At 61.7% G+C, this 12,699-nt stretch carries 12 protein-coding genes; 2 read left to right on the top strand and 10 right to left on the bottom strand.

The features are described 5' to 3' along the window. Nucleotides 1–234 precede the first annotated feature (234 nt). Nucleotides 235–1,590, bottom strand: a complete 1,356-nt coding sequence (locus HU762_RS18130; protein ID WP_186639392.1) for a PAS domain-containing methyl-accepting chemotaxis protein — start codon at nucleotides 1,588–1,590, stop codon at nucleotides 235–237. A gap of 274 nt (nucleotides 1,591–1,864) precedes the next feature. On the opposite strand from HU762_RS18130, the gene yghU reads away from it, so the two are divergent. After that, the gene (yghU, locus tag HU762_RS18125) at nucleotides 1,865–2,704 is read left to right on the top strand and encodes a glutathione-dependent disulfide-bond oxidoreductase (RefSeq protein ID WP_186639317.1); all 840 of its coding nucleotides are present in this window, start codon (nucleotides 1,865–1,867) and stop codon (nucleotides 2,702–2,704) included. Nucleotides 2,705–2,924: 220 nt separating this feature from the next. On the opposite strand, the gene HU762_RS18120 is transcribed toward yghU, so the two are convergent. Together HU762_RS18120 and HU762_RS18115 are read right to left on the bottom strand one after the other, a co-directional pair. Then, on the bottom strand, nucleotides 2,925–3,851 hold the full coding sequence (locus HU762_RS18120) for a Gfo/Idh/MocA family oxidoreductase (protein ID WP_186639315.1): 927 nt from the start codon (nucleotides 3,849–3,851) through the stop codon (nucleotides 2,925–2,927). A 91-nt stretch (nucleotides 3,852–3,942) separates the two neighbouring features. Further along, the gene (locus HU762_RS18115) at nucleotides 3,943–4,728 is read right to left on the bottom strand and encodes a DeoR/GlpR family DNA-binding transcription regulator (RefSeq protein WP_186639313.1); all 786 of its coding nucleotides are present in this window, start codon (nucleotides 4,726–4,728) and stop codon (nucleotides 3,943–3,945) included. 208 nt (nucleotides 4,729–4,936) lie between these two features. Between HU762_RS18115 and mqo the strand changes: the two genes are divergently transcribed. Next, nucleotides 4,937–6,586, top strand: coding sequence for a malate dehydrogenase (quinone) (mqo, locus tag HU762_RS18110; protein ID WP_186639311.1), 1,650 nt, complete (start codon nucleotides 4,937–4,939; stop codon nucleotides 6,584–6,586). Nucleotides 6,587–6,648: 62 nt separating this feature from the next. Here mqo and HU762_RS18105 read toward each other — a convergent pair whose 3' ends face one another. The 7 genes from HU762_RS18105 to HU762_RS18075 are packed head-to-tail and all read right to left on the bottom strand — an operon-like array spanning nucleotide 6,649 to nucleotide 12,699. Further along, the gene (locus HU762_RS18105; protein ID WP_186639309.1) at nucleotides 6,649–7,626 is read right to left on the bottom strand and encodes a LysR family transcriptional regulator; all 978 of its coding nucleotides are present in this window, start codon (nucleotides 7,624–7,626) and stop codon (nucleotides 6,649–6,651) included. 41 nt (nucleotides 7,627–7,667) lie between these two features. Beyond that, nucleotides 7,668–8,633 (bottom strand): peptidylprolyl isomerase, encoded by a 966-nt coding sequence (locus tag HU762_RS18100; RefSeq protein WP_186639307.1) that lies wholly within the window; start codon nucleotides 8,631–8,633, stop codon nucleotides 7,668–7,670. 5 nt (nucleotides 8,634–8,638) lie between these two features. Then, nucleotides 8,639–9,121 (bottom strand): YbjN domain-containing protein, encoded by a 483-nt coding sequence (locus tag HU762_RS18095; RefSeq protein ID WP_186639305.1) that lies wholly within the window; start codon nucleotides 9,119–9,121, stop codon nucleotides 8,639–8,641. A 36-nt stretch (nucleotides 9,122–9,157) separates the two neighbouring features. Further along, entirely contained in the window at nucleotides 9,158–9,805 is a 648-nt protein-coding gene (locus HU762_RS18090; protein WP_186639303.1) for a DNA repair protein, read from the bottom strand. A gap of 15 nt (nucleotides 9,806–9,820) precedes the next feature. Further along, on the bottom strand, nucleotides 9,821–11,512 hold the full coding sequence (locus HU762_RS18085; RefSeq protein ID WP_186639301.1) for a putative porin: 1,692 nt from the start codon (nucleotides 11,510–11,512) through the stop codon (nucleotides 9,821–9,823). 35 nt (nucleotides 11,513–11,547) lie between these two features. Further along, nucleotides 11,548–12,270: an energy transducer TonB gene (locus tag HU762_RS18080; protein WP_238340404.1), complete on the bottom strand. Its 723-nt coding sequence runs from the start codon at nucleotides 12,268–12,270 to the stop codon at nucleotides 11,548–11,550. A gap of 3 nt (nucleotides 12,271–12,273) precedes the next feature. Then, nucleotides 12,274–12,699 carry a biopolymer transporter ExbD gene (locus HU762_RS18075; protein ID WP_186610023.1) on the bottom strand — a complete coding sequence of 142 codons (426 nt, stop codon included), beginning with the start codon at nucleotides 12,697–12,699 and terminating at the stop codon, nucleotides 12,274–12,276.

Genomic DNA, 12,699 nt, shown 5'->3' with positions numbered 1-12,699 from the left:
ATTGCTGCTGGGTCAGTGCGCTGTGGTCAGGGATGGTCCGTCACGCCTTTGAACAAGGTGTGCGGCTGGTGGAGCCATCTTCTGCCCAAAGCGGCGGCGCAGGAATACGCATGGATTGAAATCCACTGTTTCAGGAAATGGAATGACCTCGACGCCTGGGTCCTCGCGCACATCGCTGGTCAATTGAGGAGCGGCCCTGGCTGACGGTCCGCCCCCCCAGACGTTACAGCATCTTCAGCCGACCCAGCCGATCGCCGTTTTTGGAATGACTTCAGACTCGTCGAGCTTGGACGCGAACATGCTGACCGCCTCCAATGCATCCGTGGTCCCGGCCCTGATCTGCACGATGACCGATCCGGCCTGGTCCGCCAGGGTAACGCCGCGCAGCGCGCCCTCATGGGTCACGCTCATACTGGCGACCGCATCGCGGGTCTCAGAAAGGATCATGCCGATCATCTCGGCGATTTCCGCTGTCGAGCGACTCGTGCGCCCGGCCAGTTGGCGGACTTCGTCGGCCACGACTGCAAAGCCCCGGCCCTGGTCGCCCGCCCGCGCGGCCTCGATGGCAGCGTTGAGCGCCAGCAGGTTGGTCTGGTCGGCAATGCCGCGAATGGTATTGACGATGGCGGTGATCTCTTCCGAGCGCGCGCCCAGTTGCCCGACCAGGCGCGCGGAGGCGCCAATGTTTTCGGCGATCTGGCGCATCTCCTTGGCGGTTTGCTGGATCACTTGGGCGCCCTGCTCGGCGACTCGCTCAGTCTCGGAAGAAATGTGATAAGCACGCGAGGCACCGCGTGAATCCTCTTCGAACTTTTCCACCCGCTCGGTGATGTCGCTGGCAAACTTGACGATCTTGCTCAGCTTGCCTTCGGCGTCGTAGACCGGGTTGTAGCTGGCCTCCAACCACACCACCTTGCCATGCTTGCCCAGTCGCTTGAATTGTCCGCTGAAAAACTCACCGGCGTTCAGACGTCGCCAGAAATCGCCATATTCCGAACTGTTGACCAGGTTCGCTTCGCAGAACAGTCGGTGATGCTTGCCTTTGATTTCAGCGAGCGAGTAATTCATCGTCCGCAGGAAGTTGTCATTTGCGGTGAGGATATTGCCAGTCAAATCAAATTCGATCACCGCCATTGCCCGATCAAGTGCAGCGAGCCTGCCACGTGTTTCTGCGTCACTGGCCACTCGGGCGGTGACGTCAAGGGCGTACTTGACCACCTTCACGACTTTGCCCTGCTCATCCAGGACTGGGTTATAGCTCGCCTCCAGCCAGACGTTGCGCCCTTGTCCGCTGACCCGCTGGAACGTCCCCGAAACGAACTGGCCAGCCCGCAACCGGTCCCAGAACTCGCGGTACTCAGCACTGCCCGCCAGCGCTGGGGTGCAAAAATTGCGGTGGGACAAACCGGCCAACTGATCCTCGCGGTAGCCCATGGTATTGAGGAAGTTTTCGTTGGCGCGAAGCACCTTGCCGTCGGGACTGAACTCGATCACGGCCATCGACCGCTCCAGAGCGCCTACCAATCCCTTGTAAGTTGCTAACTCGGCCTTCCTTGCCGTCAGTTCATTTTTTAGTGTTGTATTAAACATGACGTACCCTCGGCAGAAGCTGGGAATCAACCGCATCTCAAATGGCTATCGGCTAATAACCTAGAGACTGTAAGGATGCTGAGCATTTATTTTCTGGCGTCAAAAAGCCCTTGTCCGGCTATCTATTACTGAGGGAGATACAGACAATCAACCGCCTTTGTTCGCCTGACAAAACGCCCCTGGATTAGAGTCCGTCTCTCGATGCGAGCCATTGCGCAAATGTGCTATGGCTTCATCCCAGGATCAGTGCATTCAAAACGATAAGGTACGTCTCATGAGCAAAGCGTCTTACGTTCCTCCAAAAATCTGGAAGCACGAAGCCCCCTCGGGCGGCCACTTCGCCAGCATCAACCGCCCCGTTGCCGGGCCGACCCACGAAAAAACCTTGCCGGTCGGCGAGCACCCGTTGCAGCTCTATTCACTGGCGACGCCCAACGGCGTCAAAGTCACCATCCTGCTTGAAGAGTTGCTGGCGCTCGGGCACACCGGCGCGGAATACGACGCCTGGCTGATTCGCATCGGCGAAGGCGACCAGTTCTCCAGTGGTTTTGTCGAGGTCAATCCAAACTCGAAGATTCCGGCCCTGCTGGATCGCAGCGTCGAGCCAGCAATCCGCGTCTTCGAGTCCGGGTCGATCCTGCTTTACCTGGCAGAAAAATTCGGCGCGCTGCTGCCCACCGACCCGGCCGGCCGCACCGAAACCCTGAACTGGCTGTTCTGGCAGATGGGTTCGGCGCCGTACCTGGGCGGCGGTTTCGGACATTTCTACGCCTATGCGCCGGAAAAACTCGAATACCCGATCAATCGCTTCACCATGGAAGCCAAGCGCCAACTGGATGTGCTGGACCGTCGCCTGGCTGAAAACAAATACCTGGCGGGCGACCAATACACCATCGCCGACATCGCGGTCTGGCCCTGGTATGGGCAATTGGTGCGCAATAACGTGTATTCAGCGGCGCAGTTCCTCTCGGCCCACGAATACACCCATGTACAACGCTGGGCCGAGGAAATCGCCAACCGACCCGCGGTGATGCGCGGCCAGCGGGTCAACCGGACCTGGGGCGATGAAGCGAGCCAGGTGCCGGAGCGGCATCGGGCGCAGGATTTGGGCTAGACGCGCCTACGCGAAACCTGGTGGTGAGGGAGCATGCGCCCTCACCACGTTCGATCGTTCCCACGCTCCTGCGTGGGAACGCCGCCAGGGACGCTCCGCGTTCCGCTTCTGGGGTGACGCAGAGCGTCACGGGGATGCATTCCCACGCAGAGCGTGGGAACGATCAAATAGCGGTAATCCACAGGCCCATCGTCGCCAGGATGATGGGCCTGTTCGCAAGTCAATCGTAAAACGGTTCGACCAGGGTCCTACTGCCCACGAAGAAGCTGTCCGCGACCAGGCGTAGCGGTTGCAAATCCATGTCGCTGGCCTTGTCCTTGATCAGCTGTTGGAAATGCCGATACACCGCCGCGTATTCGCCCTCCTCCGACACAGCCTGGCGCACGCCGTCGATACTCAGCAACGCGCCGCCATTGTCGAGCCGCAGGACGCCTTCGGCGCAGCGAATCTCGATGCTCCAGAGCTCGTCATGACCATGGTCGAAGTCGAACTCGGCACGGACATCGAGCTGGCGCGCGTCCGCCATCTTGATGCTCGCGGCAATCGGTGACTGGCAATTGTCGGGGACGCGCAGTTCGGCCGACTCGACGAACAGCGCCAGCGGCAGCAGATGGGTAGCAATCGAGAGGGCGTTTATGCCGGGATCAAAGACGCCCAGGCCACCGGGTTGCCAGATCCATGCCTGGCCCGGGTGCCATTTGCGCACGTCTTCCTTCCAATCGATCCGGACGCTTTGCAGCGTACGGCTGGCCAGCCAGTCGCGAGCCGCTTCGATGCCGGGCGCATAACGCGAATGCCAGGCGTAGAGGCCGCTGGCGCCTTGCTCGCGCGCGAGGTCAACAAGGGCCATCGCTTCGCCCAGCGTGGCGCAGGGCGGCTTTTCCACCAGCACGTGCTTGCCGGCAGCCAGGGCTTGTCGGACCAGCCCGAATCGACCTTGTGGCGGCGTGCAAAATGCGATTGCATCAACGTGCGGGCCGTTTTCCAGCAATTCGCCCAGGGACTGCAAATTCTCCACCCCGGCGCAAGGCTGCCCTTGCGTGGCGACCGCCACCAGTTCGAACGCGGGGTTGGCGCGGATAGCGGGGACGTGTTGATCCTGGGCGATCTTGCCGTAGCCCACCAGACCGAGACGAATCGGTTGCATCGATGACTCCTGACTTTTGTACTTATGATGGGGCAGCAAACTAGACGTAAATCGCCTGGCGGACAATGGGTTCGTATCCCAATGCTCGGCGTCAGCGCTGCGCCGGGGCGGTCACGACCTTGGAAATCCGGCTGAGAAACGGTTCGAGTCGCTCCCGCGGTGCGTCGTGCTCGACCACCAAAGCCGTGACTTCCTCGCAAGACGCCACTTGATAGTGGGCAACGCTGGAAAGTTTCTCATTGGTCACCGCCACCACCAATTGGCCGCTCGCCGCCACCACCGCGCGTTTGAATTCCGCGTCATCCAGGCCAAACGCCGTGACCCCATTGTCCGAGTCAATGGCGCAGGCACCGACAAAGCACAAGTCGAAATTGAACTGGCGCAATTGCTGGACGGCCGCCAGCCCGATGGCACCGCCCGCGACCGGATTCAGGCGACCGCCCAGCAGAATGACTTCGGCGCGGGGCAGCTTCATCAGCTCCACCGCGATCAAGGGTGAGTTGGTGGAGAGGGTCAACCGGAGCTCCGGGTCGATGGCGCGGGCGATGGCCAGGTTGGTCGACCCGGCATCGAGGAACACGTGCTGCCCGGCGATGAGCAGCGAGGCAGCCGTCTGGCCAAGCGTGCCCTTGCGCGCCGAATCCTGATGGATCCGGACATCGATAGGCGCCTCGGCCGCTGGCAGGCGAATCGCGCCGCCATAGACGCGCTTGCACAAGCCCGCCGCTGCCAGCGCGCCCAAATCGCGCCGTATCGAGTGTTCCGAAACATTGAACTCAACCGCCAAGTCAGCCGCAATGACCCGGCCATACAGGGCGAGACGTTCGCTGATCAATCGCTGGCGTTCGCCGGGAAACGCTTCGTTAAAAGAACTCATGACATTGGCAACCTGCATAAACGAGCAATAATAACCACAAACGAGCACACTATGCCGCGTCCCCCCAGGATCGTCAAACCAGGCCGGATTGCCTTTCGTCACTCTCTCGCGCCGGGCCGTGAACAGTTTTTTCCCGAGGCGGGTCAACCCAAGGTCAGTAGCGTCATTTCGTAGACGAGCGACTCACCCGGTCGCCGAGGGTGGAACCATGAACAATACAATCATCGCAGCCCTGGTAAGCGCCGTCGTCCTATCGGGCGCCAATGGTGCCCAGGCCGCAGAAACGAAAAAGGTCGATGTGCTGCTGGTGGGCGGAGGAATCATGAGTTCCACGCTGGGCATCTGGCTCAACGAGCTGGAGCCAGGCTGGTCGATGGAGATGGTCGAGCGCCTGGACGCGGTGGCCGAAGAAAGCTCCAACGGCTGGAACAACGCCGGCACCGGCCATTCAGCGTTGGCAGAACTCAACTACACGCCGATGGACGAGCAAGGCAACGTCAATATTTCCAAAGCCATCGAGATCAACGAAGCCTTCCAGATCACCCGGCAGTTCCTGGCCTGGCAGGTCAAGAACAATGTCCTGAAAAACCCTCGCTCATTCATCAACGCCACCCCGCACATGAGTTTTGTGTGGGGGGACGACAACATCAAGTTCCTCAGGAAACGCTACGAGGCGCTGCAAGCGAGCCCGCTGTTCCGGCCCATGCAATATTCGGAAGATCCGCAGCAGATCAAGAAATGGGTGCCGCTGATGATGGAGGGCCGCGACCCGAACCAGAAGCTTGCGGTGACCTGGACGCCGATCGGCACCGATGTGAATTTTGGCGAAATCACTCGCCAGTACGTCGGATATCTGCAGAGCAAACCCAATTTCAGCCTGAAGCTTTCCAGCGAAGTCCGCGATATCACCCGCAATGACGATGGCTCCTGGCACGTGGAGTACAAGAACCTCAAGGACGGTGAGACGACAGCCACCGACGCCAAGTTCGTCTTCATCGGCGCGGGGGGTGGCGCGCTGCATCTGTTGCAGAAGTCGGGCATCGAGGAAGCGAAGGAGTACGCAGGGTTTCCGGTCGGCGGCTCGTTCCTGGTCGCCGAGAATCCCACCATCGCCGAGCGACATATGGCCAAGGCATACGGGATAGCCTCCACCGGCGCGCCGCCGATGTCCGTGCCGCACTTGGACACCCGGGTACTGGATGGCAAGCGCGTCATCCTGTTCGGCCCCTTCGCGACCTTCTCCACCAAATTCCTCAAGGAAGGCTCGTACTTCGACCTGTTTACCAGCATGACGCCCCACAACATCTGGCCCATGACCAAAGTCGGCGTCGAGCAGTACCCGCTGGTGGAATATCTGGCCGGCCAGCTGATGCTTTCCGACGACGACCGGTTCAAGGCCTTGCAGGAATATTTTCCCCAGGCCAAGCAGGAAGACTGGCGCCTCTGGCAAGCCGGCCAGCGGGTCCAGGTGATCAAGCGCGATGAAGAAAAAGGCGGCGTGCTCAAACTCGGTACCGAGGTGGTCGCGTCGCAGGATGGCAGCATCGCCGGATTGCTCGGGGCATCCCCCGGCGCCTCGACAGCGGCGCCTATCATGCTTGAAGTCATGCAGCGGGTCTTCAAGGACAAGGTCGCCTCCCCTGCCTGGCAGGAAAAGCTGCACCAGATCGTGCCGAGCTATGGAACCCGGCTCAACGATGATCCGGCGCGAGTCTACGAGGAATGGAAATACACCAGCGAGCTGTTGCAACTGGCGCCGCCACCGGATATTCGTGGCAACGCCGAGGCGAACGCCCCCACCAACAGCGATCCGGTGGGCCAGAAACACAGCGATTCCGACCCGGACATTGCTTTGTGAATGGCGTCAGGCTGACGTCTTATAGCTGAGCCTTCAAGCAACGGCTCAGCTACCGGCACAGCCTAGAACCACTCCTTGTGCTCTTCAAACGCCGCGCGGACCATCGCCACCAATCGCACGACTTCCTGCCTGTGCGCCTCATCGCCATGCACGGCCATCCAGACCTGCATCTGCATGTCGCCAGTGAACAATTCGGGCAAAGGCTGCAGGGTTTTGTCGAGCGAGCAAACGTAGTGCGGCAGCAGGCCGATACAGGCACTCCATTGAATCATCTGGCGCATCAACTCATAGGAGTTCACCTGCGTGACGCCTGACCGGCGCTCGCTGACGGCGCGGTTCCACGGGGCCAGCGAAGGCATTTTTGCGTAGCTGTGCAGGCTGACCAGCATGTAGTCCTGAAGCTCGGGAAGGCTGCGTGGGCGACTTGCTTCCCGGGAGTAGCGCTTGGCGATGTGCGGGATGTATTCCAGCTCGGCCAGGCAACTGAGTTCGGCCACCGGGAAAGATAGCTGCGGCGCTGTCGTCCGTGGGTCGGTGAGCCAGACGATGACATCCGCCTCAACCGACTCCTGGCCGGGTGGACCGTCGAGGCGCACCACGTCCAGGCGCACGTTGGCGTGTTGGCGCAAGAAGCCAAGCAGCGCGCGGCTGAGGACGTCGTGCAGCAACGGCTCGGCCACGGCCACCCGCACCAGGGTCTGCTCGGTGTCGAAGGCGTCAGGCAACGCCAGCAAAGCTCGGTGGGCCAGTAATTGGCTGCGCAGGTGACGGCCAGCCTGGCTGAGCATCAGCGCATTCCCTCGGTGCTCGAACAAGGGACGCCCGTAATGACTGGATAACCGCGACAGTTTTTTCCGCAATAACGACGCTTTGACATTCAGGCTGCGCGCGGCCTGCATGAAACAGCTACAGCGTGCCGCCACCAGGAAAAACTCCAGCGCTTGCGGATCCTTGAAGCCCTTCAGTGCCTGATCATCGGTTGCCACCGAAGCACCCAGCCGCACGTAATCTCGAACCTTGCCAATCTCCTCCAACGCCATACGCCCTCCTCCCTAAGGTAGCTTCACGGCTGCCGCGCCGCTTAACGAACAGACTCCAATGCCTCGTTCAGTTGCGCGCCATCGATGCTCAACGTCGCCTTGCTGACCAATCCTTCCAGATACGCCCTGGCCACCTGTTCCTGGCGCTGGTTGCGCAGCGCCTCGCGCAACTGTCCACGCACCTCATCCAGACTCGCGGGACGTGCCGGTTGCATGTCGGTGAGCTTGAGAACGTGAAAACCCGCCTCGCTGCGCAAAGCGTCGGAAACACTGCCAACTCGCTGCCGCGCCAGCACTTGGCGCATTTGCGGCACGTATTGCTGCAACGGTTGCAGGCCGCTGTCGCCACCCCGCTGCGCCGTGGCCTGGTCATCGGAAAACTCCCGGGCCAACGCGGCGAAATCAGCATTGGGAGCCTGGGCGCGGCGAGCCAGTTCGGTGGCTTTCTTGCGCACCGACTCTTCGTTGGCACCCGGCTCCAGCGCGATGAAAATGTGACTGACGCGATACAACGCCGGGCTTTGCAGCTGGCCCTTCGCTGCGTCATAGGCTTGTTGCAGCGCCTGCTCATCCGGGTAATCGGCAGGCACTTGGCTGACGGATTGCAGATAGGTGCGCAACAGGATCTGTTCGGTGGCGGCTCGGGTCATCTGTTGAATTTCCGGGCGTTCCTGCCAACCTTGCGCGTCGGCCTGCTGCAACAAGGCTTTCTCCGCCAGGCGCGTTCGAATCCAGCTTTCCAGGGCGCCACGATTGGCCCGCAGTTGCTCGCGCACCGGCGGCGCCAACGAGCCCAACACACCGTTGAGTTCGGCGCTGCTCAATTGCAGGTCACCCAGACTGGCAACGGCCGGCGCGGTCTCGCCTTGGCCTCGGGCAGCTACCGGTTGTGTCGCCGGTACCGAGGCATGTGGGGAATCGCCAGGGTCGAGGGCCACTGCCACGGCGATGCCTCCCGCCACCAGAATGACAAGACTGGCGCCCACCCGTTTGCTGAACCTGCTCATCCCCATCAAGCCTCTTCAACCACGACTTCTGGCACTGGCGCAGCGTCCACCGCCTGTTGCTGGCGGGCCTGCTGGCTGTATTCGCGCAGGTACACCACGAACTCTTGCAGCAAGCGGTCCCAGAGCTCCAGCACGCCGCGCAAGTGATCCTCACTGACGCCTGCGGCGACGATGGCGTCCATCTCCATCACCAGGAATTCGCCCTGAAGGCTGAGGCGGGCAAAGCGGCGGCTGGCGTTCCAGACTTCCACCAGGCCTTCAGGCAACTTGCCCTCGATGCGCAACGCGCAGCTGAACGTAAAGTCGAGGAAGCTACCCTCGGCGGCGGCCGGGTTGCCGAAGCGCACGGCAAAACCGATGCCCTGGCTGGCGCTCAACAACTGCACGACCTCGCCCTGCTCGGTGCGATTGACGCGATAGCCAGCGGCTTGCAGTAACTCGCCGAGTTGCTCGGGGGTGATGCTCTGGATCAGTGCTTGTGTGGTCATCGCGAAATTTCCTGTTGGGTAAAAAGTGGACGGTGATTATTTGCCCGCGGTGGTCTTGGTGGCGTCGAACTGGGTCTGGTACAGCGCATCGCCATAACGCTGCGCCAATTCCTCGAACTTCACCCGCGCGCCGCTGGCAAAGGGCTGGCGAATCTTCAGCACATCACTGACCTCGATGTTTTCGTAGGCGCCGAGGATCTCTTTGGCGATGCCGTACATCTGCTGGTTCTTCGCCACACATTGCTGTACTTCACTCTCGCGACTGGTCAGGCTGGCTTGCAGGGTGGCGCGTGCCGCTTCGATACCGCGGGCGCGGCCCAGCAGTTCTTCGTAGGCTTGCTTGAATTTGCCGACCTGCTCGCTGCTGGCCGCCACCTGCGCCTGGGCGCTGCTGCGGACGGCATCCTGCTGGGCGCCCAGTTGTTCGTTCTGGCTGCGGGCCTTGGTCAGTTCGGCGGTCAGTTGCTTGATTTGCCCTTGCGCGGCGCTCAGTTGGCTCTCCGCTGCCTGGCGGGCAGCGGTGCCTTGCGCCTGTTCGCTCTGCAAGGCTTGCAACTGCGCAGTGGTGCTGCGCAACTGGGCACGCAGGCGCTCCTCCAAGGTTTGCGCCGAAGCACCCAAGGCTGCGCCGAGGCCCAGCAACAGCACCACAGCGTGGATGACGGGATGAAATGGCCTGGTCATATGGTCCTCCCGGCGCTAGAAGCGCGTATTGAGCTCAAGTTGCAGAACGTCGATAGCGAACGGCGCGCCATACACTTCTTCGCTGCTCAGCCAGCGCGCGGTCGCCAATACGTTGTCTTCGATTCCATAGTTGCCGCCGAGGAAATAACCCTTGGCGTTGGTGCCCCCAAGGTGAAACGAAGAATCGTTGAAGCCATCCGGCAAGGCATCCGGCTCGATGTACTTGTAGCCGGCGAACAGGTTCCAGTCGCCGCGCTTTTTCAGGTCCAGGGCACTGCCCAGGGTGAACTGCAGCATCCAGGCACTGTCACCGCTTTCGATGTCGCCGTTCTCATCCAGGTTGTTGGCCAGCGCACCGGCCGAGCGCTTGCGCATCTTGCCTTCGTCGTAGCCGAGGTTGACCAGGTAGTTGCCCTGGCTGCGCAGCTTCAGGTCGTCGAACAGCAAGGTGTCCCACACCAGGTTGAGATCGAGCACGTTGAACTCCGAGGCCAGGCCTACGAACTGCGGCTGCGGCGAGGTGGTCGGCGCGGAAGGGTCCGGCACCAGGTCGCGCAGCTCCATCAACGTGTTGCCCTTTTGCATGAAGGCCGGGCGCGTTTCGTCGCTGTCACAGGCGGGGGCGCCGTCATAGATGGCACAAGGGTTGGAGCGTCGCCCTTCGATGTCATCGAACTGGTAATAAGCCAACGCCCCCTTGATGTTGTTGTCCGGGGCAAACGCCCAGCTCGCGCCAAGCTGGGCGCCGTACAGCCACTTGTTCTCGCTGTCTTCCTTGTTGAAACCATCGCTCGACGCGCTGTCGGAGCTGTACTCCACCGGGAACGCACCGAGGGTGCCGAACATCGCCAGGTCGCGGCTCAACGGGTGATTGAACGAGCCGGCCAAGCCGTCGAAATTGAGGTCGTTGGAATACAGCAGATCGGTGGACATGAACGGGTTGGGCATGCGCCCGCCGGTGAAGCTCAGTTCCTTGGTGGGGCGATAGTTGAGGTAGCCCTGGTCGAGCCACAGATCCTTTTTGTCAAAACCGCCGCCCAGGGTCTGGGTGGTGGAGACTGGACTGCTGTCCGAGCCCGTGCCCAGGCGGATAGCCGCTGTCCATTGCGGGGAAAGCGCGGCCCGCATGCCCATGCGAGCCCGCAGGCGCAGCATGTTCTCACGGTCTTCCCGGGTATTGAGCAACGGTGGAAGTTGCGAGCCGCTGTTGGGGTTCACGTCATAAGGCCCGCTGTTATTGAGCTCGGCGAAGTCGACGATCTCGTTACTGTTGCTGCCCGAGTAGAAGCGCGACTCGTTGCGCAAGCGCACGTCGCCTTCAAAGGTGATGCGTGAGACCCAGTCAGGGAACGTGTTGGGCTGGGCCCAGTTTTCCTGTTTGGCTTGGGCGATCACTTCGGCTTTCACCTGGTCGCGGATCTGTTCCCGAACGATGGCCGGCACATACTGCACCCGAACCTCGCCCGGCGCGCCTGGCGCTGGCACCGGTGCGGTGTTGGCGGCCGTCTGCCGGGCTTGCGTGGCCTCGGCTTCGGCCTGGTCGATCAGCGCTTGGGCCTGGTCCTGCTTGAGCACGCCTTGTTGCACCAACAGGCGAATCAGATTGACCGTCGCGTTCTGCGAGGGTGTCTGCGCCAACGCGCTGCCCGCCAGGCTGGCGATCACCAGGCCGACGCCCAGCGCCAATCGATTAACTTTGCAGATCATGAACACAACTCCTAATGGTCTCTTGGCGACCCGGCTTAGCCCGGCCGGCGTCCTTGTAGGCGGATACGCACCGGCACCTGCAACGAGGCGGGTGGGCGTTCCAGATTGGGTGAGGCGCGCAAGGTGGCCAGCACCTTGGCGTCAAGTTCGGCATCGCCGCTGGTGCGCCCCAGTTCCACCCGGATCACCCGACCGGCCTGGTCCAGCCAGACGTCGGCTTCCAGGCGGAAAGCCAGGTTGCGCAGCTCGGGCGACTCGCGCAGCAAGCGCTGGAAGCTGTAGGCGAGGAACTGGCTGTAGGTGCCGTTGCCGAGGCGTCCGCCACCGGCGCCAGCCATCCCGCCGCCCTTGCCCGCGCCGATATTGAAAGCGTCGGAGCCAGCCTGGGCGTCGCTGTCCATTTGCATCGGGTCAGCCAGGTCTTCGGCGGGCGAAGGCGGTGCTTCTTCCTCCGGCTTGACTTCTTCTGGTTCGGGCGTGGGTTCGGGCTCGACGATTTTTTCTTCCACCGGTTTTTCCGGCTCCGGCGGTTTTTCCGGGGGCGGCGGCGGAGGTGGCGGCAACGGAATGATCGCGGGAATCTTCGGCGCCTCGCGCCGGATGCCGCTCATATCGTTAGCCCATGTCCACAGCAGCCAGGCCAGGCCCGCGCCCACCAGCAAACCGGCAGTCCATTGCAATACGCGGCGCACCCTGCCGGTGCCGTCCCGCTGTCGTTCCAGGTGTCCGTTTTGCGGCTGTTCAGGAAAAGACGTCATGACTCAGCCCTGGCTCGGTTTGCCGGTGACCAGGCCCACCTGGGACAACTCCAGGCGGCGCAACAGGTCCAGCACTTCAATGACTTTCTGGTACTGCACGGCCGAGTCACCGCGCACGATCACCGGAAAATCCGGGCTCTGGGCTTTCTCGATGCGCAAGCGATCTTCAAGCTCGTTGAGGGTGACCGGGTAGGCATCGAGGAACACCTGGCCGCCATCATTGATGGAAATCGCCTTGGTCTTGGGCTGCGAAAGCGAGATGGTCGAGCTGGCCTTCGGCAGGTTGATCTGGATCCCGGAGACCTGGGCGGTGGCGGTGAGAATAAACATCACCAGCACCACCATGAGCACGTCCACCAGCGGCGTGATGTTGATGGTGTCGACGGCGGCATCTTCGTCGTCGTCCGAGGCGCTATTGAGGTTGGCCAT

Origin of the sequence: Pseudomonas sp. SWRI92 (genome assembly GCF_014268685.1) — a bacterium.
Taxonomy (GTDB): Bacteria; Pseudomonadota; Gammaproteobacteria; order Pseudomonadales; family Pseudomonadaceae; genus Aquipseudomonas; species Aquipseudomonas marvdashtae.
Note: the sequence above shows the minus strand (reverse complement) of the source record. Positions and strands in the feature narration are given on the sequence as shown.

Bases quoted from the DNA above. Each gene is read 5' to 3' on its own strand.
- HU762_RS18130 (WP_186639392.1), bottom strand. From the start codon at position 1,590: ATGTTTAATACAACACTAAAAAATGAACTGACGGCAAGGAAGGCCGAG.
- yghU (WP_186639317.1), top strand. From the start codon at position 1,865: ATGAGCAAAGCGTCTTACGTTCCTCCAAAAATCTGGAAGCACGAAGCC.
- HU762_RS18120 (WP_186639315.1), bottom strand. From the start codon at position 3,851: ATGCAACCGATTCGTCTCGGTCTGGTGGGCTACGGCAAGATCGCCCAG.
- HU762_RS18115 (WP_186639313.1), bottom strand. From the start codon at position 4,728: ATGAGTTCTTTTAACGAAGCGTTTCCCGGCGAACGCCAGCGATTGATC.
- mqo (WP_186639311.1), top strand. From the start codon at position 4,937: ATGAACAATACAATCATCGCAGCCCTGGTAAGCGCCGTCGTCCTATCG.
- HU762_RS18105 (WP_186639309.1), bottom strand. From the start codon at position 7,626: ATGGCGTTGGAGGAGATTGGCAAGGTTCGAGATTACGTGCGGCTGGGT.
- HU762_RS18100 (WP_186639307.1), bottom strand. From the start codon at position 8,633: ATGAGCAGGTTCAGCAAACGGGTGGGCGCCAGTCTTGTCATTCTGGTG.
- HU762_RS18095 (WP_186639305.1), bottom strand. From the start codon at position 9,121: ATGACCACACAAGCACTGATCCAGAGCATCACCCCCGAGCAACTCGGC.
- HU762_RS18090 (WP_186639303.1), bottom strand. From the start codon at position 9,805: ATGACCAGGCCATTTCATCCCGTCATCCACGCTGTGGTGCTGTTGCTG.
- HU762_RS18085 (WP_186639301.1), bottom strand. From the start codon at position 11,512: ATGATCTGCAAAGTTAATCGATTGGCGCTGGGCGTCGGCCTGGTGATC.
- HU762_RS18080 (WP_238340404.1), bottom strand. From the start codon at position 12,270: ATGACGTCTTTTCCTGAACAGCCGCAAAACGGACACCTGGAACGACAG.
- HU762_RS18075 (WP_186610023.1), bottom strand. From the start codon at position 12,699: ATGGCCAACCTCAATAGCGCCTCGGACGACGACGAAGATGCCGCCGTC.